This window comes from Variovorax sp. Varisp41, assembly GCF_047325085.1.
Lineage (GTDB): Bacteria > Pseudomonadota > Gammaproteobacteria > Burkholderiales > Burkholderiaceae_C > Variovorax.
Genome location: NZ_CP168540.1, coordinates 2,426,274 through 2,451,015 on the forward strand (window position 1 = coordinate 2,426,274; position 24,742 = coordinate 2,451,015).

General features: G+C 67.8%; 22 protein-coding genes and 1 other RNA gene. 11 read left to right on the top strand and 12 right to left on the bottom strand.

Annotated elements, in window-relative coordinates; genetic code table 11:
* Positions 1-103: 103 nt before the first annotated feature.
* The 8 genes from ACEN9J_RS11380 to ACEN9J_RS11415 all read right to left on the bottom strand — a co-directional run bounded on the left by ACEN9J_RS11380 (position 104) and on the right by ACEN9J_RS11415 (position 9,012).
* Positions 104-904 (bottom strand): competence/damage-inducible protein A, encoded by an 801-nt coding sequence (locus ACEN9J_RS11380; RefSeq protein WP_057589620.1) that lies wholly within the window; start codon positions 902-904, stop codon positions 104-106.
* Entirely contained in the window at positions 901-1,782 is an 882-nt protein-coding gene (locus ACEN9J_RS11385) for an EI24 domain-containing protein (protein ID WP_413764120.1), read from the bottom strand. The genes ACEN9J_RS11380 and ACEN9J_RS11385 overlap by 4 nt, the downstream gene beginning before the upstream one ends.
* A gap of 122 nt (positions 1,783-1,904) precedes the next feature.
* Positions 1,905-2,879, bottom strand: a complete 975-nt coding sequence (locus ACEN9J_RS11390; protein ID WP_057589618.1) for a sterol desaturase family protein — start codon at positions 2,877-2,879, stop codon at positions 1,905-1,907.
* 10 nt (positions 2,880-2,889) lie between these two features.
* Positions 2,890-3,711, bottom strand: coding sequence for a polysaccharide deacetylase family protein (locus ACEN9J_RS11395; RefSeq protein ID WP_057589617.1), 822 nt, complete (start codon positions 3,709-3,711; stop codon positions 2,890-2,892).
* Positions 3,695-4,714 carry a YncE family protein gene (locus ACEN9J_RS11400; protein ID WP_057589616.1) on the bottom strand — a complete coding sequence of 340 codons (1,020 nt, stop codon included), beginning with the start codon at positions 4,712-4,714 and terminating at the stop codon, positions 3,695-3,697. Before ACEN9J_RS11400 ends, ACEN9J_RS11395 begins: the two co-directional genes overlap by 17 nt.
* 90 nt (positions 4,715-4,804) lie before the next feature.
* Complete coding sequence (locus ACEN9J_RS11405) at positions 4,805-5,536, bottom strand: pseudouridine synthase (protein WP_413764121.1); 732 nt, start codon at positions 5,534-5,536, stop codon at positions 4,805-4,807.
* A gap of 90 nt (positions 5,537-5,626) precedes the next feature.
* Positions 5,627-7,360, bottom strand: coding sequence for a gamma-glutamyltransferase (ggt, locus tag ACEN9J_RS11410; RefSeq protein WP_261210230.1), 1,734 nt, complete (start codon positions 7,358-7,360; stop codon positions 5,627-5,629).
* A 56-nt stretch (positions 7,361-7,416) separates the two neighbouring features.
* Complete coding sequence (locus tag ACEN9J_RS11415) at positions 7,417-9,012, bottom strand: methyltransferase regulatory domain-containing protein (protein ID WP_413764122.1); 1,596 nt, start codon at positions 9,010-9,012, stop codon at positions 7,417-7,419.
* 216 nt (positions 9,013-9,228) lie between these two features.
* Here ACEN9J_RS11415 and ACEN9J_RS11420 point away from each other — a divergent pair, with 216 nt between their 5' ends.
* Positions 9,229-9,387 carry a hypothetical protein gene (locus ACEN9J_RS11420; protein WP_172705375.1) on the top strand — a complete coding sequence of 53 codons (159 nt, stop codon included), beginning with the start codon at positions 9,229-9,231 and terminating at the stop codon, positions 9,385-9,387.
* Between the two features lie 212 nt (positions 9,388-9,599).
* Here the strand turns inward: ACEN9J_RS11420 and ssrA are convergent.
* The 4 genes from ssrA to ompA all read right to left on the bottom strand — a co-directional run bounded on the left by ssrA (position 9,600) and on the right by ompA (position 12,173).
* Positions 9,600-9,984, bottom strand: a transfer-messenger RNA (tmRNA) gene (ssrA, locus tag ACEN9J_RS11425).
* 13 nt (positions 9,985-9,997) lie between these two features.
* Positions 9,998-10,663 carry an HAD-IA family hydrolase gene (locus ACEN9J_RS11430; protein WP_296737575.1) on the bottom strand — a complete coding sequence of 222 codons (666 nt, stop codon included), beginning with the start codon at positions 10,661-10,663 and terminating at the stop codon, positions 9,998-10,000.
* Entirely contained in the window at positions 10,660-11,382 is a 723-nt protein-coding gene (gene ubiG, locus ACEN9J_RS11435) for a bifunctional 2-polyprenyl-6-hydroxyphenol methylase/3-demethylubiquinol 3-O-methyltransferase UbiG (protein WP_413764123.1), read from the bottom strand. Before ubiG ends, ACEN9J_RS11430 begins: the two co-directional genes overlap by 4 nt.
* 131 nt (positions 11,383-11,513) lie before the next feature.
* Entirely contained in the window at positions 11,514-12,173 is a 660-nt protein-coding gene (gene ompA / locus ACEN9J_RS11440; RefSeq protein WP_057589611.1) for an outer membrane protein OmpA, read from the bottom strand.
* 225 nt (positions 12,174-12,398) lie between these two features.
* Here ompA and gyrA point away from each other — a divergent pair, with 225 nt between their 5' ends.
* The 10 genes from gyrA (at position 12,399) to lapB (ending at position 24,689) form a co-directional block, all read left to right on the top strand.
* On the top strand, positions 12,399-15,044 hold the full coding sequence (gyrA, locus tag ACEN9J_RS11445) for a DNA gyrase subunit A (protein ID WP_057589610.1): 2,646 nt from the start codon (positions 12,399-12,401) through the stop codon (positions 15,042-15,044).
* On the top strand, positions 15,041-15,625 hold the full coding sequence (locus ACEN9J_RS11450; protein WP_261210215.1) for a DUF2059 domain-containing protein: 585 nt from the start codon (positions 15,041-15,043) through the stop codon (positions 15,623-15,625). The genes gyrA and ACEN9J_RS11450 overlap by 4 nt, the downstream gene beginning before the upstream one ends.
* 1 nt (position 15,626) lies before the next feature.
* Entirely contained in the window at positions 15,627-16,766 is a 1,140-nt protein-coding gene (gene serC / locus ACEN9J_RS11455) for a 3-phosphoserine/phosphohydroxythreonine transaminase (RefSeq protein WP_413764124.1), read from the top strand.
* 19 nt (positions 16,767-16,785) lie between these two features.
* Positions 16,786-17,907 (top strand): prephenate dehydratase, encoded by a 1,122-nt coding sequence (gene pheA, locus ACEN9J_RS11460; protein ID WP_057589608.1) that lies wholly within the window; start codon positions 16,786-16,788, stop codon positions 17,905-17,907.
* A gap of 19 nt (positions 17,908-17,926) precedes the next feature.
* Positions 17,927-18,820, top strand: coding sequence for a prephenate dehydrogenase (locus ACEN9J_RS11465; RefSeq protein WP_057589607.1), 894 nt, complete (start codon positions 17,927-17,929; stop codon positions 18,818-18,820).
* 1 nt (position 18,821) lies between these two features.
* The gene (locus tag ACEN9J_RS11470; protein WP_413764125.1) at positions 18,822-20,834 is read left to right on the top strand and encodes a bifunctional 3-phosphoshikimate 1-carboxyvinyltransferase/cytidylate kinase; all 2,013 of its coding nucleotides are present in this window, start codon (positions 18,822-18,824) and stop codon (positions 20,832-20,834) included.
* A 197-nt stretch (positions 20,835-21,031) separates the two neighbouring features.
* Positions 21,032-22,717: a 30S ribosomal protein S1 gene (rpsA, locus tag ACEN9J_RS11475; RefSeq protein ID WP_057589605.1), complete on the top strand. Its 1,686-nt coding sequence runs from the start codon at positions 21,032-21,034 to the stop codon at positions 22,715-22,717.
* Positions 22,718-22,792: 75 nt separating this feature from the next.
* Positions 22,793-23,110: an integration host factor subunit beta gene (locus tag ACEN9J_RS11480; RefSeq protein ID WP_057589604.1), complete on the top strand. Its 318-nt coding sequence runs from the start codon at positions 22,793-22,795 to the stop codon at positions 23,108-23,110.
* A gap of 72 nt (positions 23,111-23,182) precedes the next feature.
* Positions 23,183-23,521, top strand: coding sequence for a lipopolysaccharide assembly LapA domain-containing protein (locus tag ACEN9J_RS11485; protein WP_261210205.1), 339 nt, complete (start codon positions 23,183-23,185; stop codon positions 23,519-23,521).
* Positions 23,511-24,689, top strand: coding sequence for a lipopolysaccharide assembly protein LapB (gene lapB / locus ACEN9J_RS11490; protein WP_261210203.1), 1,179 nt, complete (start codon positions 23,511-23,513; stop codon positions 24,687-24,689). The genes ACEN9J_RS11485 and lapB overlap by 11 nt, the downstream gene beginning before the upstream one ends.
* The last annotated feature ends 53 nt before the right edge of the window (positions 24,690-24,742 follow it).

Sequence of the window (24,742 nt, forward strand, 5' to 3'; positions counted from 1 at the left end):
GGGATGCAGTTTCTGTGCCATTGTCGCCTGCGTCGAACGCGTGGCGGCGGGCACTTTGGGGGCCTGGAACGCGATCGAATTCACCAAATTGGTGCCATCGGAATCAACGCACCAATTCTGGGCCAAGTTGTGCATTAAAAGTGTGCAGGCCTTCGATGAGCTGGCCGTAGGCCGCGTCGAGCAGGTCCGGATCGCCCTTGACGCCGAGCTCGATATGACGGCCGTACTGGGGGTGATCGACGCTCGGCAGGCTGAAAACCTTGATGCGCGCATGGCGCTCCTCGATCGCCTGCATCAGGGGCGTGAGGGTGGCCTCCATGGCACCGAAAACGATCACGGACTTCTCCAGGACCCGGGTCCGGACGAAAAGATCGGCATAACGGGCGTCGAGCACCGACTCGATCATCGGCCAGGCCATGACCGGGAAACCGGGCACGAAATGGACGTCACCCACGCTGAAGCCGGGGATTTTGTTGTAGGGGTTGGCGATGATCCGGGCGCCCTCGGGAAACACGCCCATGTTGAGCCGGTGGATGTTGTCGGGCCGGTCGGGCTCGTAGGCCACGCCCTGCTCGCGCGCCGTGTCCTGCATGCGCTCGCGGATCAGCAGCTCGGCCTCGGGATGCAGCGCCAGCGGCACGCCCAGCGCCTTGGCGGCGCACTGGCGGGTGTGGTCGTCGGGGGTGGCGCCGATGCCGCCGGTCGAGAAGACGATGTCGCCCGAGGCGAAGGCACGCGCCAGCGCGGCGGTGATGCGCTCGGGCACGTCGCCCACGTACTCGGCCCAGCCCAGCTGCAGGCCGCGCGCCGCGAGCAGCTCGATCACCTTGGGCATGTGCTTGTCGAGGCGCTTGCCCGAAAGGATCTCGTCGCCGACGACGATCAGGCCGAATTCACGGGTCATGGGGATTTCCATTGGGAGAGAACGGCCTGGTCGGCCTCGATGGCGGCGGCGTCGCCCGGAATGGCTGCCGCCGCGGCGGCCGCGCGCTGGCCGCGCAGCTGCGCGAGCGCATCGAGGCAGTAGTGGCCGAACCACAGGGCCGAGAAGGCGAAGACCAGGGTGTAGATCCAGATCGCGAGCGGCACCAGCACGAAGAAGGCAGCCGCGAACAGCAGGCCCGAGGCCCAGACGATGCTCGGCGCCGCCCCCAGGTAGCCGCAGAGCACGCCGATGCACAGCAGCGGCAGCCGGTGCGCGCGCAGCAAGGTGGCGCGCTCCTCGGCGCTGGCATGCTCGGCCAGCGCATCGAAGCTCATCACGCGGTAGGTGAGCCAGCCCCAGATCAGCGGCGGCAGGATCAGCACCAGCGGCGGGATCAGCCACAGCGGCATCGAGACCACCAGCGCGAGCAGCGCCAGCACGGTCAGGCCGATGGAACGCGCGACGCTGCCGAAGAAGGAAGCGCCCTTCTTGCGCTCGAGCGAGGGAAAGCGGCGCTCGGCCACCAGCCGCGTGAGCGCGGGCGCCATGAAGCCGGCCACGATGACGAGCGCCAGCACCACGATCAGCGGCGTGGCGGCGAACACCACCACCAGCGGCGCGAGCATCGAGGTGACGTCGCCCGAGAACAGCCGCCCGATCCAGCTCCAGAAGCTGGCCAGCAGCGGCCAGGACTCGAGCGCGCCGCGCGTCCAGGCGACCGCGGCATCCCAGTAGAAATAGCCGGAGACGGCGGCCAGCAGCACCATCAGGCCCAGCGGCAGCAACGACAGCACGATCACGCGCGGCAGCATGCAATAGGCGACCGCGCGCCAGAAGGAGTCGAGGAGCAGGCGCATCGGGCCGGAGGATAACCCGGCGCGCCCCGCGCGGCCGTGAAGCCAGAGCCGACGGCCGGGCGATTCGCCGGTTCGCGCGCGCGCCGCGCGAAGGTGGGGCAGTTGGAGAGAAGCCGCCGCGCTCAACCGCGGCCGACCATGCGCTTGAGCCCCAGCCACTGCTGGGCCCAGAAACCCTGGCCGTAGTCGCGCACCTTGCCGGCCGCATCAGGCTCGACCTGGTCGCGCACGCCGGTCGGGTCGTAGCGGTTCTCGAAGTTGGCGGTCCCGAACAGCATGTCCCACCAGGGCAGCAGCACGCCGAAGTTGTGGCCACCGAGCGTGCTCTTGCCGTTCGACTCGTGGCCCAGCCCGATGCTGTGGTGCAGCCGGTGGAAGCGCGGGCTGATCCACAGCCGTTCGCCGAGGGCGCCGAAGCTCAGGCGCAGGTTGGCGTGCTGCAGGCTCTCGCTGAGCTGGGTGAAGGCGACGAAGGCGATGAACTGGCCGGGCGCCACGCCGATCAGCTGCGCCACGATCACGATCAGCGTGTCGTGCAGGACGTCGTCGAGCAGGTGGTTGCGGTCGTCGCTCCACATGGTCATCTGGCGCTGCGAGTGGTGCAGCGAGTGCAGCCCCCACCACCAGTTGAACTGGTGCTGGCCGCGGTGGATCCAGTAGCCGACGAAATCGAGCACCACCAGGTAGATCGCGAACGCGACCACCGGCACATCGGTCACGCCGGGCCAGAGCTCGTCGAGATGCAAGGTGCCCCAGCCGGCCGCGCGCAGGCTGCCCATGAGCTCGTCGAACACCGGCTGCAGCGTGAAGAACATCGCGAGCCGGAACAGGCCCAGCCGGTGGATCAGCGTGTAGAGCACGTCGATGCGGATCGCGCGTCGGTCGGTCACCGGTTCCACGGCGCGCCAGCGCTGCAGCGGGCCGATCAGCGCGACCAGCACCACGATCTGGATCAGGCCGACCAACAGCCAGCCGGTGGCGTCGAAGGCGTCCTCGGTCCAGCCGCCGAGGCCGATCGCATAGACGAAGGGCTGCACGACGGTTTCGAAGAACCAGCCCTGCAGCGAGGAGAAGAGATCCGTCAGCCAGTCGATCACGGAAACCGCCTCAGGGGTGCGATGCGATCCAGGCGCGGTAGTCGGGATGCTGGCGCAGCGTCTGGAAGCAGAAGCCCTTGGCCTTCAGGCCGACGATCAGCGGCTCGAGGTTGGCAGGCGCCCACGGATCCTTGCGCGACCAGATGCCCAGGTGGGCGAGCAGGATGTCGCCGGGGCGGATGGTGTCGAGCGCCTGCGTGAGCAGCTTCTCGTTGCTGAACTTCTCGCTCGGCAGCTCGTCGCCGAGGAAGCCCGCGGGCGCCCAGCCCACGTGCGCATAGCCGCAGTCGCGCGCGGCGGCCAGCAGCTTGGGCGAGGTCTTGCCGCCGGGTGCGCGGTACAGCGGCAGCGGCTTCTTGCCGGTGATCAGCTCGAGCCGCTCGGAGGCCTTGCGGATGTTGGCGCAGTACTCGGCCGCGCTCCAGGTGAATTCGCGCCCGGCCAGCGCGCCCGCCGAGGGCCTGACGCGGAAGCTCGGCGTCACGCCCTTGAGGTCGGCGCGCCAGTAGACATGGTCGTAGGTGTGCGAGCCGAACTCGTGGCCCTCGGCCGCCCTCGCCTTCCACCAGGCGGCCCAGTGGTTGTCGAGGCTGTCGCCCTCGGTCTGGGTGCGCTCGGCGGCGGCAAAGAAGGTGACGTGCACCTGCTGGCGCTTGAGCACCTCGGCCACCAGCGGCGCGATGCCCATGTGGCCGGTATCGAAGGTCAGGTAGACGGGTTTCTCGCAACTCGCCGCGGCACCCTGGGCCCCGGCGGGGATCGCCACCGCGGCGGCCAGCAGCGCGGCGAGCGCCGCCACCGCGCGCCGGCGCGGGCTAGATCCGCTTCGCATGGTCGAGCGTCCAGACGCCGTGCGGCGAGCGGCCGACATTGACCTGCCGCACCACCTTGCGGCTGGCGAGGTCGACCACGCTGAGCTTCTTGGCCCAGCGCGAGGTCACGTAGAGGGTCTTGCCGTCGGCCGACACGTCCATGCAGTCGGGGCCGCCGGGCACCGGGTAGGTGTCGCCGACCTTGAGCGTGGCGAGATCGATGCGGCTGATGGAGTTGGCCACCCGGTTGCTCACGAACACGCTCTTGCCGTCGCCGGCCGAGCGGAAGGCATGCGCGCCCTTGCCGGTCGGGATCTTGCCCACCAGCTTCGGCTGCGGCCCCGCCACGTCGAACACCTGCACGCCGTCGCTGCCGGTCAGGCCCACGAGCAGGGTCTTGTCGTTGTGCACGCCGTAGATGTCGGCCGGCATCGGGCCGGTGGCCACGCGCCAGCGGATGGTCTGCGTCGGCAGGTCGACGGCGATCAGCTCGTCGCTGTCCTGCATCGTCACGTAGGCGATGGTGCTGGTGTTGTCGATCCAGATGTGGCTGGGCGTCTTGCCGGTGACGATGCGCTTGGCGAGCTTGAGGTCCTTGCCGTCCCAGCGGTAGACGTCGACGTGGTTGAGCCGGTTGGCCGCGGTCACGAACCACTTCATGTCGCGCGAGAACTGCAGCTGGTAGGGATCGATGATCCCGTAGACCACGCGCTGGACCTCGGCGGTGCGCGGGTTCAGGAAAGTCAGCGAGTCGCCGGCCGAATTCGCCACGATGACCGACTTCTCGTCGGGCGTCATGTAGATGTGGTGCGGCTCCTTGCCGGTCGCGATGCGTTGCTTCTCGGTCCAGTCGACCGGGTTGATCACGCTGACGCTGGCGTCGAGCGAGTTGAGCACGAAGATCGGCGGGGGTTCCGGCGGGGCCGCGGAGGCGGCGGCCGGGGCCAGGAAGGCGATCGCGCCGAGCAGGCAGGCGGACAGCAGGGCCGCGGCGCGACCGGTCGAGCGGGAAGGAAAACGCAAGGGAAGTTCCGGAAAAGGGGCTTCGAATGTTAACGATCCGAACCGACGACTGGCTGACCGCCAGCCGCCGAAAAGGTGGATGGTTGACAGTTATTTCGCGGGCGCGCGCAAGGTGGCGACCTCGTCCGCCGCCAGCCAGCGCCATTGGCCGGGCGCGAGGTCCGCGGGCAACGTCACCGTGCCGATGCGCGAGCGGTGCAGCGCCTCGACGCGGTTGCCCACCGCGGCCAGCATGCGCTTGACCTGGTGGTACTTGCCCTCGGTCAGCGTGAGCCGCAGGTGCAGCGGGCTGTCGGACTCGCAGGCGGCCGCGCGCACCGGCTTCGGATCGTCGTCGAGCACCACGCCGGCCAGCAGGCGGGCGATCTGCTTGTCGTCGATCGGATGCTTGGCCGTCACTTCGTAGACCTTGGGCACGTGGTGCTTGGGCGAACCCATCTTGTGGATGAACTGGCCGTCGTCGGTCAGGAGCAGCAGTCCGGTCGTGTCCTGGTCGAGCCGGCCGATGGCCTGCACGCCCTGCACCGCGCCCTTGTTGGGCCGCAGCCGCAGCGGAGACGGCAGCAGCGTGTAGATGCTCGGATAGGTCGAGGGCTTCTGCGAGCACTCGGTGCCGGCGGGCTTGTGCAGCATCAGGTAGGCCTTCTCGTGGTAGGCCCAGGCGGTGCCCTGCACGGTGAACTGCAGGCCTTCCGCGTCCAGATCGGTGGCGGGATCGTCGACCACCGCGCCGGCGATGGTCACGAGGCCCTGTTGAACCAGGCCGGCGCACACGCGCCGCGTGCCGAAGCCCTGGGAATAGAGGATGTCTTGCAGTTGCATGGCGAAAAGAAAAGGCGGCGGGGCTGCCCCCGCGCCCGCCCTGGAGTGTCTCAGAAGGCGCGGACCGGTCCGGCGCCCTCCTCGCGGCGCTCAATAGCCCGCGGCCAGCCCGGTGTTGCGGCGCGGATCGTTGGCGCCGTAGAAGCGGTTGTTGCCCACCGGCTTGCCGCCCAGGGTGGGCGCGCCCACGATGATTGCGGCCAGGTGGTTGGCCGGCTGCGGCACGCCGAGGTTGTGGCCCATGTCGGTCAGGATCTTGCGGGTGTCGGGGCTCAGCGCGAAGGTCTCGACGTTGGTGACGTCGGGCAGCCATTGCTGGTGGAAGCGCGGCGCATCGACCGCTTCCTGCACGTTCATGCCGTAGTCGACCACGTTGAGGATGGTGTGCAGCACGGCCGTGATGATGCGGCTGCCGCCCGGCGTGCCGACCACGAACACCGGCTTGCCGTCCTTCGAGACGATGGTCGGGCTCATCGAGCTCAGCGGGCGCTTGCCCGGCTCGATCTTGTTGGCCTCGCCCTGCACCAGGCCGTAGAGGTTGGGCACGCCGACCTTCGAGGTGAAGTCGTCCATCTCGTTGTTGAGCAGCACACCGGTCTTGGCGGCCGTGACCTTGGCGCCGAACCAGTCGTTGAGCGTGTAGGTGACCGAGACCGCGTTGCCCCACTGGTCGGTGATCGAGTAGTGGGTGGTGTTGCTGCCCTCGTGCGGCGCGACGCCGGGCTTGATGTCCTTGGAGACGCCGGCCTTCTTCGGGTCGATGGCGGCGCGGATCTTCTCGGCATAGCCCTTGTCGAGCAGGCGCTCGAGCGGGTTCTTCACGAAGTCGGGGTCGCCCAGGTAGCTGTTGCGGTCGACGTAGGCATGGCGCATGGCCTCGATCTGGTAGTGCACCGACTGCGCCGAGCGGAAGCCCAGGTCCTTGAGCGGATAGCCCTCGAGGATGTTGAGCATCTCGCAGATGATCACGCCGCCCGAGCTCGGCGGCGGCGCCGAGATCACGCGGTAGCCGCGGTAGTCGCATTCGACGGGCGGCAGTTCGCGCGTCTTGTACTGGTCGAGGTCGGCCTGCGTGATGATGCCCTTGCCGGCCTGGCTCGAGGCCACGATGGCCTGGCCCACCCAGCCCTTGTAGAAGCCGTCGGGACCGTTCTGGCTGATGGCGCGCAGCGTCTTGCCCAGGTCCTTCTGCACCAGCTTCTGGCCGACCTGGAAGGGCTGGCCCTTGTTCAGGAAGATCGCGCCGGAGACCGGGTCCTTCTGGAAGTCGGCGGTCGAGGTCCAGAGCATGTCGATGTCGCCCTGGTCGAGCGCGAAGCCCTTCTCCGCGAGCTGGATCGAGGGCGCGATCAGGTCGGCGCGCTTCATCGTGCCGTACTTCTCGCGCGCGTATTCCATGCCCGACACCGTGCCCGGCACGCCGACGGCCAGGTGGCCGTTGGTGCTCAGGCCCTTGATGACGTTGCCGTCCTTGTCGAGGTACATGTTGGCCGTGGCGGCCAGCGGCGCCTTCTCGCGGAAGTCGAGGAAGGTCTTGCGGCCGTCGGCCAGCTGCACCGTCATGAATCCGCCGCCGCCGAGGTTGCCCGCGGCCGGATAGACCACAGCGAGCGCGTAGCCCACGGCCACGGCCGCGTCGACGGCATTGCCGCCGCGCTGGAGCACGTCGACGCCGACCTTGGAAGCGAGGTGCTGGGCGCTCACCACCATGCCGTGTTCGGCCGCGACGGGCGCCTGCGAAGCGGCCTGCGACGCGCCAGCGGCCAGCGCGAGCACGGCGGCGATCGCCGCGCGCAGCTTCGGGGTCGAGGGAAGTTGTTGCATCTGGAAGTCTCCTCTTGAGATGTCGTTGGTTGCGGAGGTTGTGTGTGGTGCGAGGTTCAGCCGGCGAGCAGCGCCTTGCGCCGCAGGTCGCGCAGCGCCAGCGCCACCTGCTCGCGGGCGAAGGCGCTCAGCGCCTCGGGATCGGTCATCCGTTCGTCATTGCGCACGAAGCGCAGCCGGTCGGCGCGCACTTCGGCCTCGAGGTGTTCGACCAGCGCCTCGTGCGAACGGGTGCCGTCGAGCAGCGGCAGCAACGCGCGCTCGAGCAGCGACAGCGCCACCGTCTCGTGCCAGCCGTTGCAGACCGCGACCGACGGGGCCTGGCCCGGCGCCAGGCCCGGCGCGTTGCGCACCGAGGCCGCGGCCTGCGGCCGTGCGGGCACCTGCGCCACCGAGGGCACCGGCGTGCGACGGATGCGCAGCGCGCCGAGGATCAGCATCTCCTCGAGCATCGCCATCACCGCGGGCTCGACCGCCTCGCGCGGCTGGTTCAGCAGCGGCAACACGCAGGCGACCAGCGCCTCGGCGCTCAGCGCGAGCGGGTAGTGGCTGTCGAGCGCATGCGCGACCGCCTTGTGCACGGGCTGGCGCAGCGTGACCTTCACGTTGCGGATCGCGGTGCAGCTCTGCTCGCGCGTGTCGAGCGTGAGCGGCGCGCCGTCGTCGCCATGGAACACGCCCGCGAACAGCAGGCCGCGAATGCGCGTGGCGTCGAGCCGGTAGCGGATGTGGCGCGCCTGGCCCTGCTTCACCAGCAGCGTCTGGCGGAAGGTGCGGTTGACCAGGAAATCGAGGTACTGCTCCATCAGCACCTGGCTGCCGCCGCATTCGCGCAGCAGCGGGTCTCGCACCTGCGTGCCGTAGTTCTGCACGAACATCGTCGATGGCTCGGCCTCGGCCAGGTAAGCCAGGCCATGGCTCTCGGCGCGCGCGACGAACTCCTTGAAGTAGCACGGCGCATTGCAAGGCTCGAGGAATTCGTGCAGCAGGTACGAGGTGGCACCGTCGCGCACGATCGGCGCGGTTTCGTCGAGCGTCTTCTTGAGCACGCTGTCGGGACGCGCCGACTGCGCGAGGAACTCGATCATCCCGCGGGCATAGGACAGCTTTTCCTCGGGCGTGTCGCGCGGGCCGCCGCGCAGGATCATCGCGTCGCGCACGATCTCGCGCGCCTTCCAGCCCGGGTACACGTTGTAGCTCACGTAGGCCACGCCGTTCGACGCGAGGTTCTCGGAGCACACGCGCAGGATCGCGTCCTGCACCGGCCCCGGCACCCAGCTGTAGACGCCGTGGCAGACGATGTAGTCGAACTGGCCGAGCGAGGCGTCGACCTCGGCGATGTTGAAGGTCTTCACCTCGACATTCGACAGCCCCAGCCGCTCAATCGCCTTCACGCCCTGCGCGATCTGCACCGACGAGAGGTCGAGGCCGAGCGCGCGCGCGCCGGGGTGGCGCTCGGCGAAGGGGATGATGTTGTTGCCCGCCGCGCAGCCCAGTTCGAGCACGCGCGCGCCGGCGGGCGCGGGCGTTTCGAGGCCGAAGAGAAATGCCGTGGCTTCCAGGTGCTCCACCGCCGTCTGCGGGAACGGGTGCGAGTCGTAGGGCACCTCGTCGTAGTAGCTCGTCAGAACCGAAGTCAGGGAGTCGGGCACGGGCAGCCTTTTCAGGAAGATGCGAGGGAAACGCGCGGAATCGTGGAACGCCGGCGCCCGCCGAATATAGCCCTGCGCGGCAGTGAAAAGAGCCGGGGGCGGGTTGTCCTGGAGGGGCTCAACTCCGAGGGACCGCCGCATGTAAGACAATGCCGCGACCTTCCGGACTCGCGGCGTCAAGTGCGACCTTTGGGTGTACAAATCGGCGTTCTGACCATGCAGTTCTCCGATCCATCCTTCGTTCTGTCGGTCTTCCTGGCCGGTGTCGCCGTCGGGGCGATGCTGGTAGCCGTCATGTCGGCCATCCGCGCCGAACGCGGGCCGAACGGCCCGATGCCCAAGCCGGGCAGCGACGGCGACCGACTGGCGCGATAACGCCCCTGGCCGACGGCCACCTGGGCTCGGCGCCGTCGAGACCAGGCATGCGGCCTTGCCGCTCTCCCCTCGCTCTTTTCACGCACGAACACGCGCTTCACGCAGGTGAAACGCGTGCCTGATCCATGGAGGGGGTCTTGGCCGTGTGGCCGACCCGTGAGTGCCTCCCGGGTCGCCAAGCTCGGATCGGTCCGAACCAGCCTTAGGCAATGTGGTGGAGCTGGGGGGATTCGAACCCCCGTCCGCAAGCCTTCATCGCGCAGTTCTACATGTTTAGCGATCTGATTTAAGTCTCGCTTCCGGAGTCGCGCAGTCGCACGCTACACCGGACGCCAGCACCCTATTTTCTTGCCCCGACCCAAGGTACCCGGATCGAAGCCAGCCGATGTAATTATCCTTGCAGCCGGGAGGCACTGATTGCTCAGAACCCCCTTGCCCAGCCCATCGGCCTGCTGTTGCAAGGCTCACTGGCAATTAAGCAGCGAGTGCGAAACGTTCGTCGTTTGCAGTTAGTTTGTTTGAATCTGTTTTACGAGCGCATTCAGCTCGACATGCCCCGCTGCGACTCCGAACCCGCGTCGAAACCAGTGCAGCCCCAAGGGGGCGTATTTTAGGCGCTATCCAGCAGTTTCAAGAGCTCGCCCGGAGAAGTTATCAAGGCATCGGCTTCCCAGCGGGTCGCATCGGCCTGCGCGCCCATGTAGCCGTAGGCCGCGGCCACGGTCCGCATGCCCGCCGCGCGGCCCGCGACGATGTCGCGCTCGTCGTCGCCGACGTAGATGCAATGCTCGGACGGCACACCCAACCGCCGGGCCGCCTCGTGCAGCGGCTCGGGATGCGGCTTGGCGTACGGCGTGGTGTCGCCGCTCACCACCGCGCCCGCGCTCGCGAACAGCGGCATCGCTTGCGTGAGCGGCTCGGCGAAGCGCTTCGACTTGTTCGTGACCACGCCCCAGCGCAGCCCGCGCGCGACCAGCGCCTCGATCAGCGGCGCGACGCCATCGAAGGCCTGCGTGTTGAACATGCAGCGCTCGTAGGTCACGAAGAACTCCTCGCGCAGCGCATCGAACTCCGGCGCATCGGGCGTGATGCCGAAGGCCACGCCGAGCATGCCGCGCGCGCCCGCGCCCGCCATGGGGCGGTAGCGCTCGAGCGGATAGGAGGGCAGCCCGCGGGCGGTGCGCATCTGGTCCGCTGCGGCCCCCAGGTCGGGGGCGCTGTCGATCAGCGTGCCGTCGAGGTCGAACAGCACGGCACGGGTCGGCAAGCCCTTCATGCCTGGACTTCCGCCGGCTTCTGCGTGGCGATCATGTAGTTGACGCTGGTATCGGCACTGAGCCAGTAGCGCCGCGTGATCGGGTTGTGCTCGAGGCCGCGCGTGTGCCGCAGGTCGAGGCCGGCGGCGCGGCAATAGGCCGCCAGTTCGCTGGGGCGGATCAGCTTCGCGTACTCGTGGGTGCCGCGCGGCAGCATGCCCATCACGTACTCGGCGCCGACGATCGCAAGCATGAAGGACTTGAGGTTGCGGTTGATGGTCGAGAAAAAGACCCAGCCACCGGGCTTGACCAGCGTGGCGCAGGCCCGGATGACCGATGCCGGATCCGGCACGTGCTCGAGCATCTCCATGCAGGTGACGACATCGAAGCTGCCGGGCTGCTCGGCGGCGAGCGCCTCGGCACTGACCTCGCGGTACTTCACGCCGCGTGTGCCGGCCTCGAGGGCGTGCAACTGCGCCACCTTCAGGGCCTTGCCCGCGAGGTCGGCACCGAGCACGTCCGCGCCCTTGCGGGCCATCGAATCCGAAAGAATTCCGCCGCCGCAGCCTATATCCACCACGCGCCGCCGGGAAATCGGCGCAATACCTTCAATCCATTCCAGGCGCAAAGGATTGATTTCGTGCAAAGGGCGAAATTCGCCTTCCATATCCCACCACTTGTGGGCCAGTTCCGAAAATTTGGCGAGTTCGGCCGGGTCGGCATTCACGTTTTCTGTCATATGACGGATTATGAAACGGACGATGACCTGCCCATGACGAAAGGGCCGGCTTGAAAACTTTCAGCCTGCATTGATTCAGGCATAAAAAAACCCCGCCGAGGCGGGGTTTTAGGGTCGATCGAATCGAGCTATCAGTTGGCGCGGGTGCCGACCACTTCGATTTCCACGCGACGGTTCTTGGCGCGGCCTTCCTTGGTGCGGTTGTCAGCCACAGGCTGCTTCTCGCCCTTGCCTTCGGTGTAGACGCGGTTGCGTTCGATGCCCTTCGAGACCAGGAAGGCCTTGACGGCCTCGGCGCGACGCACCGACAGACGCTGGTTGTAGGCGTCCGAACCGATCGAGTCGGTGTGGCCGACGGCGATGATCACTTCGAGGTTCACGCCACGGATCTTCTCGACCAGGTCGGTCAGCTTCGCGCGGCCTTCAGGCTTCAGCACCGACTTGTCGAAGTCGAAGAACGCGTCGGCAGCGAAGGTCACCTTCGAAGCGGCGACAGCCGGGGGTTGAGCGGGAGCGGCGGGCGGCGGAACCACGCCAGGAGCCGGGGGAACCGCAGCAGCCGGGGGAACCAGAGCGCCGTCGCAACCGGCAGCAGCCGTGGCGGGCGTCCAGTTGGCATCGCGCCAGCACAGTTCGTTCGTGCCGTTCTTCCAAACCAGTTCGCCGGTGCCGTTTTGCCAGTTGTCGATCGTAGGACCGCCATTCGCAGCGGTGACACGGGTCTGCGCGCCGGCGGCAGTGGCGAGCGCAGCGACTGCAAACATCATCGCCACTTTATTCAGTTTCTTCATGGTTCTCCTCTTGGGGAAAAAGCCGCAGCCGCGCTGCGAATCAAGGACGCTTTAAGTGACCACCACCCAAAACGTTGAGGCGATTGTGCCATAGGGTCTTTGGCAAACAGGCCGCACGGCGGCCACGAAGCGTAGGACGGAGGCGGAATAGAGCCCTTGTGTTGCGGCGGTGCGACACCCTTCGCAGCGTAAAATTTCGCCTTCCTGCCGCCAGCCTCTCGCTCAATGACGTCCTTCGCCAAAGAAACCCTGCCCATCAGTCTCGAAGAGGAAATGCGCCGCAGTTATCTCGATTACGCCATGAGCGTGATCGTGGGCCGCGCCCTCCCCGACGCGAGAGACGGCCTCAAGCCCGTGCATCGCCGCGTGCTCTACGCAATGCACGAGCTCAACAACGACTGGAACCGGCCGTACAAGAAGTCGGCCCGTATCGTCGGCGACGTGATCGGCAAGTACCACCCGCACGGCGACCAGTCGGTCTACGACACGATCGTGCGGCTGGCCCAGGACTTCTCGATGCGCCACATGCTGGTCGACGGCCAGGGCAACTTCGGGTCCGTGGATGGCGACAACGCGGCCGCAATGCGGTATACGGAAATCCGGCTGGCCAAAATCGCGCATGAAATGCTGGCCGATATCGACAAGGAAACGATCGATTTCCAGGACAATTACGACGGCTCCGAAAAAGAACCGGCCGTGCTGCCGAGCCGGCTGCCGAATTTGCTGGTCAATGGCTCCGGCGGTATTGCGGTCGGCATGGCCACCAATATTCCGCCCCACAACCTCAACGAAGTGGTGGACGCCTGCCTGCACCTGCTGCGCAACCCGCAGGCCAGCATCGACGAGCTGATGGAGATCGTGCCGGCGCCCGATTTCCCCACGGCCGGCATCATCTACGGCATCAACGGCGTGAAGGACGGCTACCGCACCGGCCGCGGCAAGGTCGTGATGCGCGCCAAGTGCCATTTCGAGGACATCGACCGCGGCCAGCGCCAGGCGATCATCGTCGACGAGCTCCCCTACCAGGTCAACAAGAAGACGCTGCAGGAGCGCATGGCCGAGCTGGTCCACGAGAAGAAGATCGAGGGCATCAGCCACATCCAGGACGAGTCCGACAAGTCGGGCATGCGCCTCGTCATCGAGCTCAAGCGCGGCGAAGTGCCCGAGGTGGTGCTCAACAACCTCTACAAGCAGACCCAGCTGCAGGACACCTTCGGCATCAACATGGTGGCGCTGGTCGACGGCCAGCCGAAGCTGTGCAACCTCAAGGACCTGATCGAGGTCTTCCTGCAGCACCGCCGCGAAGTGGTGACGCGCCGCACCGTCTTCAACCTGCGCAAGGCCCGCGACCGCGGCCACGTGCTCGAAGGCCTGGCGGTGGCGCTGGCGAACATCGACGACTTCATCGCCATCATCCGCAACGCCCCGACCCCGCCGGTCGCCAAGGCCGAGCTGATGGCGCGCAGCTGGGACAGCAAGCTGGTGCGCGAGATGCTCACCCGCACGCGCGCCGATGGTGGCACGATCAGCGCCGACGATTACCGCCCCGAAGGCCTCGAGCGCGAGTTCGGCATGGGCAACGACGGCCTCTACCGCCTCTCGGAGACGCAGGCTCAGGAAATCCTGCAGATGCGCCTGCAGCGCCTGACCGGCCTGGAGCAGGACAAGATCGTCGCCGAGTACAAGGAAGTCATGGCCGAGATCGACGACCTGCTCGACATCCTGGCCAAGCCCGAGCGCGTCTCGACCATCATCGGCGACGAGCTCGGCGCGCTCAAGCAGGAGTTCGGCCAGTCGAAGATCGGCGCACGCCGCAGCCTCGTCGAGCACAGCGCCTTCGACCTCTCCACCGAGGACCTGATCACGCCCACCGACATGGTGGTGACGCTCTCGCACAGCGGCTACATCAAGAGCCAGCCGCTCGGCGAATACCGGGCACAGAAGCGCGGCGGCCGCGGCAAGCAGGCCACCACCACCAAGGAAGACGACTGGATCGACCAGCTCTTCATCGCGAACACGCACGACTACATCCTGTGCTTCTCGAACCGCGGCCGGCTCTACTGGCTCAAGGTGTGGGAGGTGCCCGCGGGCTCGCGCGGCTCGCGCGGCCGCCCGATCGTCAACATGTTCCCGCTGGCCGAGGGCGAGAAGATCAATGTCGCGCTGCCTCTCACGGGCGAGAAGCGCAACTTCCCCGCCGACCAGTACGTGTTCATGTCGACCTCGATGGGCACGGTCAAGAAGACCGCGCTCGACGAGTTCAGCAATCCGCGCAAGGCCGGCATCATCGCGGTCGACCTCGATGCCGGCGACTACCTGATCGGCGCCGCCCTCACCGACGGCAAGCACGACGTGATGCTGTTCAGCGACGGCGGCAAGGCGGTGCGCTTCGACGAGAACGACGTGCGCCCGATGGGCCGCAACGCGCGCGGCGTGCGCGGCATGATGCTCGAGGAAGGCCAGGGCGTGATCGCCATGCTGGTGGCCGAGGACGAGCAGCAGAGCGTGCTCACGGCCACGGAAAATGGTTACGGAAAGCGAACAAGCATTACCGAATACACGCGCCATGGCCGTGGAACCAAAGGCATGATCGCTATTCAACAGAGTGAGCGAAACGGCAAGGTCGTTGCCGCCACACTCGTGCATTCGGACGATGAGATCATGCTCATCACCGACAAGGGCGTGCTGGTGCGCACCCGGGTCGCCGAGATTCGTGAACTGGGTCGCGCGACGCAAGGCGTTACGCTGATCGGGCTCGACGAAGGTGCCAAACTCAGCGGGCTGCAACGGATCGTCGAAAACGATGCCAATGGCGAACCCGAGCCCGGCGCAGACGACACTTCCACATCTTCAACGGAGAATCCTCAGTGAAAAAACAAATCAAGCTCGCACTCCTGACCGTCGCCCTGGCCGGCAGTTCGATGGGCGCCCTGGCCCAGGACAAGGCCACGCTCATCAAGCAGTTCCTCGACCTGCAGCGCCCCGGCATCGAAGCCCTGGCCCGTGGCCTGGTCGAGCAGTCGAGCGCCCCGATCGCGCAGGCCGGTTCGCAGTACCTGCAGACCCAGGTGCCCGAGGCCAAGCGCGAAGCCGCCGCCAAGGCCGCCGATGCCGAGCTCAAGAAGTACTACGACGACGCCTATCCGATCGTGCGCGACAAGGCCGTGCAGCTGGCCCCGGCCACGCTGAGCCCGTTGCTCGAGCAGTCCTTCACCGAAGACGAACTCAAGCAGTTGCTGGCCTGGATCAACTCGCCGCTGAGCAAGAAGTACCAGGACCTGAACCCCAAGATGCAGACCGCGCTGACGGAAAAGCTGGTGGCCGAGACCCGCGCCACCATCGAGCCGAAGATGCAGGCCCTCGACACCAGCGTCGCCAAGGCACTGGGCGCCCCGACCGAAGCGCCGGCCGCCCCCGCCAAGGCACCGGCCAAGGCTCCCGCCAAGAAGTGACGTGAACGCCCCGCACACCCTGCAAGAACCGGCCGGCCCGCGCCCCTACAACTTCTCCGCGGGCCCCGCCGCCATGCCCGAGGCGGTGCTGCAACGCGCCGCCGCCGAGATGCTCGACTGGCACGGCAGCGGCATGAGCGTGATGGAGATGAGCCATCGCGGCAAGGAGTTCGGCGAGATCTATGCGCAGGCCGAAGCCGACCTGCGCGCGCTGCTGGCGGTACCCGCCAACTTCCGGATCCTGTTCATGCAGGGCGGCGGCCTCGGCGAGAACGCCATCGTCCCGCTGAACCTGTCGCGCGGCGGCACGGTCGACTTCGTGGTCACCGGCAGCTGGAGCGTCAAGTCGCACAAGGAAGCGCAGCGCTACTGCAACGCGCGCGTGGCCGCGAGCAACGCCGACGACCAGCACACGCGCCTGCCCGATCCCGCGGGCTGGCAGCTGTCCGGCGACGCCTCGTACGTGCACCTGTGCAGCAACGAGACCATCAACGGCATCGAGTTCCACGAGCTGCCCGACCTCGCCGCCCTCGGCAGCAAGGCGCCGCTGGTGATCGACTTCTCCTCCCACGTCGCCTCGCGCGGCGTCGACTGGAGCCGTGTCGGCCTGGCTTTCGGCGGCGCGCAGAAGAACCTCGGTCCGGCCGGCCTCACGATCGTCGTCGTGCGCGACGACCTGCTGGGCCATGCCCTCGAGATCTGCCCGAGCGCGTTCAACTACAAGACCGTGGCCGACAACCAGTCCATGTACAACACCCCGCCGACCTGGGGCATCTACATGGCGGGGCTCACGTTCCAGTGGCTGCGCGAGCAGACCGAAGGCGCGCTGACCGGCGTGGCCGCGATGGAGCAGCGCAACATCGCCAAGGCGAAGCTGCTGTACGACTTCATCGACGCGTCGTCCTTCTACCTGAACAAGATCGACCCGGGCTGCCGCTCGCGCATGAACATCCCGTTCTTCCTGCGCGACGAAGCCCGCAACGAGGCCTTCCTGTCCGGAGCCCGCGCAGCGGGACTGCTGCAGCTCAAGGGCCACAAGTCGGTGGGCGGCATGCGCGCCAGCCTCTACAACGCCATGCCCCTGGAAGGCGTGCAGGCCCTGGTGAGCTACATGCGAGAATTCGAGCGGTCGCACGCCTAGACGCGCGCGCACCTCACCGATGACCGCCCCAGCTCCTACCCCGCCCTCCTCCCCCGACCATTCCGAAAGCCTCGCCGATCTGCGCGTGCAGATCGATTCGCTCGACCAGCAACTGCTGCGCCTGCTCAACGAGCGGGCCCACGTGGCGGAGCTGGTCGGCGAAGTGAAGAAACGCGAAGGCACGCCGTTCTTCCGCCCCGACCGGGTGGCCCATGTCATCGACAAGATGCAGCAGAGCAACGGCGGTCCGCTCAAGGACCTGCACGTGGCGGCGATCTGGCGCGAGATCATGTCGGCCTGCCTGGCGCTCGAGTCGCCGCAGCGCGTGGCGGTGCTCGGCCCCGAGGGCACCTTCTGCGAGCAGGCCGCCATCGAGTACTTCGGCGGCGCCGCCGACCTGATCTACTGCGCCAGCTTCGACGAGGTCTTCCACGCCACCGCCGCCGGCAGCGCCCAGTACGGCGTGGTCGGCGTCGAGAATTCGACCGAGGGCGTGGTTACGCGCTCGCTCGACCTGTTCCTGCACTCGCCCACGCATGTGGTCGGCGAGGTCAGCCTGCTGGTGCGCCACCACCTGCTGCGCAGCAGCAATTCGCTCGAGGGCGTCGAAGCCGTGCTGGCCCATCCGCAGGCGCTGGCCCAGTGCCAGGGCTGGCTGACCAAGCACCTGCCGCATGCCGAGCGCCGCGCCGTGTCGAGCAATGCCGAGGGCGCACGCCTCGCGGCCGGCAACCCGGCCTTCGCGGCGCTGGCCGGCGAACGCGCGGCCACGCGCTTCGGGCTGCACATCGTGGCCCACGCGATCCAGGACGACTCCTACAACCGCACCCGCTTCTCGGTGATCTGCCTGCCGCAGACGCTCGCGATGCCGCCCGCCTCGGGGCGCGATTGCACCAGCCTGATCGTGTCGGTGCCCAACCGGCCGGGCGCGGTGCACGACCTGCTGGTGCCGCTCAAGGTCAACAACGTGTCGATGACCCGCTTCGAGTCGCGCCCCGCGCGCACCGGGCAGTGGGAGTACTACTTCTACATCGACCTCGACGGCCATCCCTCGCAGCCCAACGTGGCCGCGGCGCTGGCCGAGCTGCGCGGTCTCTGCGCGTTCTACAAGGTGCTCGGCGCCTACCCCGTCAAGGCCTGAGTCCGTCGCAAGCAAGCACATGTTCGAGCAACTGGGATTGATCGGCTGCGGCCTGATGGGCGGCTCCTTCGCGCTGGCGCTGAAGCGCGCCAGGCTGGTGAAACGGGTGGTGGGCTACAGCAAGTCGCCCTCCACCACCGAGAAGGCCCGGCAGCTCGGCGTGATCGACGTCGCCGCGCCCTCGGCGCTGCTGGCGGTGTCGGGCGCCGACATCGTGCTGCTGGCCGTGCCGGTGGCGGCCTCTGAAGCCACCTTCAAGGCGATCCGCCACGGCATCGGCAGCGACGCGCTGGTGATGGACGTCGGCTCCACCAAGGGCGACGTCATCGAAGCCGCGCGCCGTGGCCTGCAGGGGCAGCTCGGCAACTTCGTGCCGGCGCACCCGATCGCGGGCAAGGAAGTCTCGGGCATCGAGCATGCCGAGGCTTCGCTGTTCACCGGCCGGCAAGTGGTGCTCACCCCGATCAAGTCCACGCTGCGCTCCAACGTGCAGCGCGCCTCGCAGGTCTGGAGCGGCATCGGCGCCAACGTGCTCACCATGACCCACGAGGAGCACGACGGCGCCTTCGCCGCCGTGAGCCACCTGCCGCACCTGCTGGCCTTCGCCTACGTCAACGGCCTCGCCGGCCAGCCGCAGGGCGATCGCTTCCTGGGCCTCGCGGGCCCGGGCTTTCGCGACTTCTCGCGCATCGCCGCGAGCGACCCCGTGATGTGGCGCGACGTGCTGCTGGCCAACCGCGAGCAGGTGCTGGCGCAGTCGCGCGCCTTCCGCGCCGCGCTGCTCGAGATGGAAAACGCCATGGCCGAGGGCGAATCGCAGGCCCTCGAGCAGTCGATCGCGCGCGCCCGCCGGGTTCGGGCCGCCTGGCAGCCCGGCGCCTCGTCGTCACCCGATTCGCAGCAGGACGCTTGAGATGTACGCCTCGGCCTTCCTCGATCTCCCCGCGCTGACCGGCGCCTCGGGCACGGTGCAGCTGCCCGGCTCCAAGAGCATCTCGAACCGGGTGCTGCTGCTGGCCGCGCTCGCGAGCGGCACCACCACCCTGCACGACGTGCTCGATTCGGACGACACGCGCGTCATGCTCGATGCGCTGCGCGCGCTGGGCTGCGGCGTCGAGCCGGCCGGCAAGCAGGTGCGCATCACCGGCATCGGCGGCCGGGCGATCGGCAACACCGAGTTGCTGTCGCTGTTCCTCGGCAACGCCGGCACCGCGATGCGGCCGCTGACCGCGGCACTGTCGCTGCTGGGCGGCGAATTCGAGCTGCGCGGCGTGCCGCGCATGCACGAGCGCCCGATCGGCGACCTGGTCGACGCCCTCACCCAGCTGGGCTGCCGCATCGACTACCTCGGCAATCCCGGCTACCCGCCGCTTCGCATCCATCCGGTGCCGCACGGCGAGCTGGTGCTCGACGCCCCGATCCGCGTGCGCGGCGACGTCTCGAGCCAGTTCCTCACCGCCCTGTTGCTCGCGCTGCCCCTCGCAGCGGCGAGCGACATCACGATCGAGGTCGTCGGCGAGCTGATCTCCAAGCCCTACATCGAGATCACGCTGAACCTGCTGGCGCGCTTCGGCATCGCGGTGCGGCGCGACGGCTGGGAGCGCTTCACGATTCCCGCCGGCAGCAGCTACCGCTCGCCGGGCGACATCCATGTCGAGGCCGACGCCTCGTCCGCCAGCTATTTCATCGCGCTGGGTGCCATCGCAACGGCCGCGTCCGGGCCCGACGGCATCCGGATCGAGGGCGTGGGCGCCGATTCGATCCAGGGCGACATCCGTTTCGTCGACGCCGCGCGCCAGATGGGCGCCGAGATCGACAGCGGCCCGAACTGGCTCGCGGTGCGCCGCGGGGCCTGGCCGCTCAAGGCCATCGACCTCGACGCCAACCACATCCCCGACGCGGCGATGACCTTGGCCGTGATGGCGCTCTACGCCGACGGCCCCAGCACCCTGCGCAACATCGCGAGCTGGCGCGTCAAGGAAACCGACCGCATCGACGCCATGGCCAACGAGCTGCGCAAGCTCGGCGCCACGGTCGAGGCCGGGCCCGACTTCATCCGCGTGCATCCGCTGGCGCCGGCCGGCTGGCGGCCCGCGAGCATCCGCACCTACGACGACCACCGGGTCGCCATGTGCTTCTCGCTCGCCGCCTTCAACCCGGCGCGGGTGCCGGTGCGCATCCTCGAGCCGCACTGCGTCGCCAAGACCTTCCCCGACTACTTCGAGACCCTGTTCTCGGTCTCCACGGCCGCCGACATCCCGGTGATCAGCATCGACGGCCCGACCGCCTCGGGCAAGGGCACGCTGGCCTCCGAAGTGGCGCGCCTGCTGGGCTACCACTACCTCGACTCGGGCTCGCTCTACCGCGTGACCGGGCTGGCCATGCGCCGCGCCGGCCTGAGCGCCGACGCCGCGCACGAGGCGCGGATCGCCGCGCTGGCCGCCGCCCTGCCGCTGCAGTTCGTCGAGGGCAAGGTACTGCTGGACGGCGAGGACGTCAGCGAGGACATCCGCTCCGAGGCCGCCGGCATGGACGCCTCGCGCGTCTCCACGCTGCCGGCCGTGCGCGAGGCCCTGCTGGGCCTGCAGCAGCGCTTCCGCCAGCTGCCGGGCCTGGTGGCCGACGGCCGCGACATGGGCACGGTGATCTTCCCCGACGCCGCGCTCAAGGTGTTCCTGACCGCGAGCGCCGCCCAGCGCGCCGAGCGGCGCCATAAGCAGTTGATTTCAAAGGGTATTTCGACTACACTCGACAGTCTTCGCTCCGATCTGGAGGCGCGCGACGCCCGGGACTCGTCCCGCAGTGTCGCCCCTTTGAAGCCGGCGCAGGACGCGCGCCACCTCGACAACTCCCAGCTCTCGATCGAGCAATCGATCGACACGGTGTTGGACTGGTGGCGACAAGTGCAGCCTTTCGAGTCCGCTTGAAAGGCTCGCGCCCACCGGGTGTTCCGGGAGGCGCCTACCGCTCCAGAAGGCTCCCTTCGCGCGACAGCGCACCGGCCTTCTGGTTGTTCAACCAACCGGGCTTCCGCCCACAACCAACCGCCGTCTCCAGATCCAGTGCAGTCGCACGCAATGTCGCAAGAGCGCCTGCCAACCCTGCCTGACGGAAGGAACCATAAATGTCTGAATCTTTTGCCGACCTATTCGAAGAGTCCCTGAAGCGTTCCGAAATGCGCACCGGCGAGGTCATCACGGCCGAAGTCGTGCGTGTCGAACACAACCACGTCGTCGTCAACGCCGGTCTGAAGTCCGAAGCGTATGTGCCGATCGAAGAGTTCAAGAACGACAAGGGCGAGCTCGAAGTCCAGGCCGGCGATTTCGTTTCCGTTGCCATCGGCAGCGTTGAAAACGGCTACGGCGACACCATCCTCTCGCGCGACACCGCCAAGCGCCTCGCTTCGTGGCTGGCCCTCGAGAAGGCGCTGGAATCGGGCGACTTCGTCACCGGCACCACCAGCGGCAAGGTCAAGGGCGGCCTCACGGTGCTCGTCAACGGCATCCGCGCGTTCCTGCCGGGCTCGCTGATCGACACGCGTCCGATCAAGGACCTGACCCCGTACGAGAACAAGACCCTCGAATTCAAGGTCATCAAGCTCGACCGCAAGCGCAACAACGTCGTGCTGTCGCGCCGTGCCGTGGTCGAAGCCAGCATGGGCGAGGAACGCGCCAAGCTGATGGAAACCCTGAAGGAAGGCGCTGTTGTCCGCGGCGTGGTCAAGAACATCACCGAATACGGTGCGTTCGTGGACCTCGGCGGCATCGACGGCCTGCTGCACATCACCGACATGGCATGGCGCCGCGTCCGCCACCCGAGCGAAGTCGTTCAAGCCGGCCAGGAAATCACCGCCAAGATCCTCAAGTTCGACACCGAGAAGAACCGTGTCTCGCTGGGTCTCAAGCAGATGGGCGACGACCCGTGGATGGGCGTTTCGCGCCGCTACCCGCAATCGACCCGCCTGTTCGGCAAGGTCACGAACATTGCCGACTACGGCGCGTTCGTCGAGCTCGAACCCGGCATCGAAGGCCTGGTGCACGTCTCGGAAATGGACTGGACCAACAAGAACATCGCTCCGAACAAGATCGTCTCGCTGGGCGACGAAGTCGAAGTCATGGTCCTCGAGATCGACGAAGACAAGCGCCGCATCAGCCTGGGCATGAAGCAGTGCAAGGCCAACCCGTGGCAAGAGTTCGCTCAGAACACGAAGCGTGGCGACCGCGTCAAGGGCCCGATCAAGTCGATCACCGACTTCGGCGTGTTCGTGGGCCTGGCTGCCGGCATCGACGGCCTGGTTCACCTGTCCGACCTCTCGTGGAACGAAGCCGGCGAAACCGCCGTTCGCAACTACAAGAAGGGCCAGGAAGTCGAAGCGATCGTGCTGGCCGTCGACGTGGACCGCGAGCGCATCTCGCTGGGCATCAAGCAGCTCGACAGCGACCCGTTCACCACCTTCACCACGGTCAACGACAAGGGCCAGATCGTGACCGGCAAGGTCAAGACGGTCGACGCCCGCGGCGCTGAAATCGACCTGGGCGAAGACATCATCGGCTACCTGCGTGCTTCGGAAATCTCGCGCGACCGCGTCGAAGATGCCCGCAACGTGCTGAAGGAAGGCGACGAAGTCACGGCCATCGTCGTGAACGTGGATCGCAAGACCCGCAACATCCAGCTGTCGATCAAGCAGAAGGACATGGTCGACGAGCAAGGCGCCATGGCCAGCCTGAGCCAGCAGTCGGCACGCGAGAACGCGGGCACGACGAGCCTGGGCGCCCTGCTGCGCGCCAAGCTGGACAACAGCGACAAGTAAGCCGTCGCCCGAAGACAGAGCAGGCCCTGGTGGCCTCTCTGTCTTTTTTTTCGCCCCTGCTTTTTGCTTTGACCTATGACCCGCTCTGACCTCGTCGAAGAACTCGCAGCGCGCTTTGCGCAACTCACCCACCGGGATGCCGAATACGCCGTCAAGACCATCCTCGACGCGATGAGCGATGCCCTGGTGCGCGGGCACCGGATCGAGATCCGCGGCTTCGGCAGCTTCTCGGTCAACCGGCGTCCGCCGCGCATCGGCCGCAACCCGCGTTCGGGCGAGAGCGTGCAGATTCCCGAGAAGCGCGTGCCGCACTTCAAGCCCGGCAAGGCCTTGCGCGAGGCGGTCGACGCCCGCAGCGCCGAACTCGGCATCAAGACGACGCCGAAGGCCTGAACCCGGCCCCCATCGGCGCGGACCATCCGGCGCAGGTGCAAACGTAGAATCGTCCCGCCAACGGGACCGCGCATGAAATACCTCCTGTGGCTGCTCAAGGCAGCCATTTTTTTTACGCTCTTCGCCTTCGCGCTGAACAACCAGCACGACGCGACCGTCTATTTCTTCTTCGGCACCTACTGGCGCGCGCCGCTGGTGCTGGTCGTGCTGGCCGCCTTCGCGGGCGGCCTCGTGGTGGGCGCGCTCGGCATGCTGCCGGGCTGGTGGAAGCACCGCAGCGCCGCCGCGCAACTGCCGGCCACGACCGCGGGCAACCCCACGCCCACCGCGACGGCCGCCGTGCCGGCCACCACCCCGGCGCCGACCATCGCCGCCACCGACCTTCCCGCCGTACGCCAACATGGACTTTGATCCCAGCTGGTTGCTGATCAGCCTGCCCGTCGCCTTCGTCCTGGGCTGGCTGGCTTCCCGTTTCGACATCCGCCAGCTCAAGCTCGAGAACCGCCAGGCCCCCAAGGCCTACTTCCGCGGCCTCAACTTCCTGCTCAACGAACAGCAGGACCAGGCCATCGACGCTTTCATCGAGGCGGTGCAGAACGACCCCGACACGCAGGAGCTGCACTTCGCGCTCGGCAACCTGTTCCGCCGCCGCGGCGAGTACCAGCGCGCGGTGCGCGTGCACGAGCACCTGCTCGGCCGCGGCGACCTGAGCCGCGGCGACCGCGAGCGCGCCCAGCACGCGCTGGCGCAGGACTTCCTGCGCGCCGGCCTGCTCGATCGCGCCGAGGCCGCGCTGCAGAAGCTCGAAGGCACGCGTTACGAGAACGAGGCACGGCTCGCGCTGCTGGCCATCTACGAACGCTCGCGCGAATGGAGCCAGGCCGCCGACGTGGCGCGCAAGCTCGACGAATCCGACCAGGCCAGCTACGGCACGCGCCGCGCGCACCACCTGTGCGAGCAGGCCGCCGAACAGGTCGGCATGGGCGACCTCGCGGCCGCGCGCCGCCTGCTCGAGCAGGCCGTGGCCCAGGCGCCGCAGGCACCGCGCCCGGCCATCGACACCGCGACCTTGCAGCTGCGCAGCGGCGAGGCCGGCGCCGCCTTCGACACCCTGGTGGCGCTGAGCGACACCGCGCCGCTCGCGCTGCCGCTGTACGCCGCCGCGCTGCAGCAGGCCGCCGTGGCCGCGCAGCGCACGCCCGAGGCGCTCGCGCTGCTGCAGCGGCGCTATGCCGAATCGCCGTCGATCGACGTGCTCGAGGCGTTGATCGCGCTCGGCGGCGCACCCGCCGACACCGCACCCGAGGCCGAGGGCGCGCAGCCCGTGCCGCGCGACGGCTACATCGCGCATCTCGCGCACCAGCCCTCGCTGGTCGCGGCCTCGCGCTGGCTCGCGGGCGAACGCTTCGAGCACGAGCAGTTCCATCCGCAGGTGCAGCGCGCGCTCGACCAGGCCACGCGGCCGCTGATGCGCTACCGCTGCGCGGCGTGCGGCTTCGAGGCGCACCAGCACTTCTGGCACTGCCCCGGCTGCCAGGCCTGGGACAGCTATCCGCCGCGCCGCGTCGAAGAGCTCTGAGCAGCTTCGATCACCTTGCTGAACAATGGTGGCCGCTCGCACGCGGCCGTCAA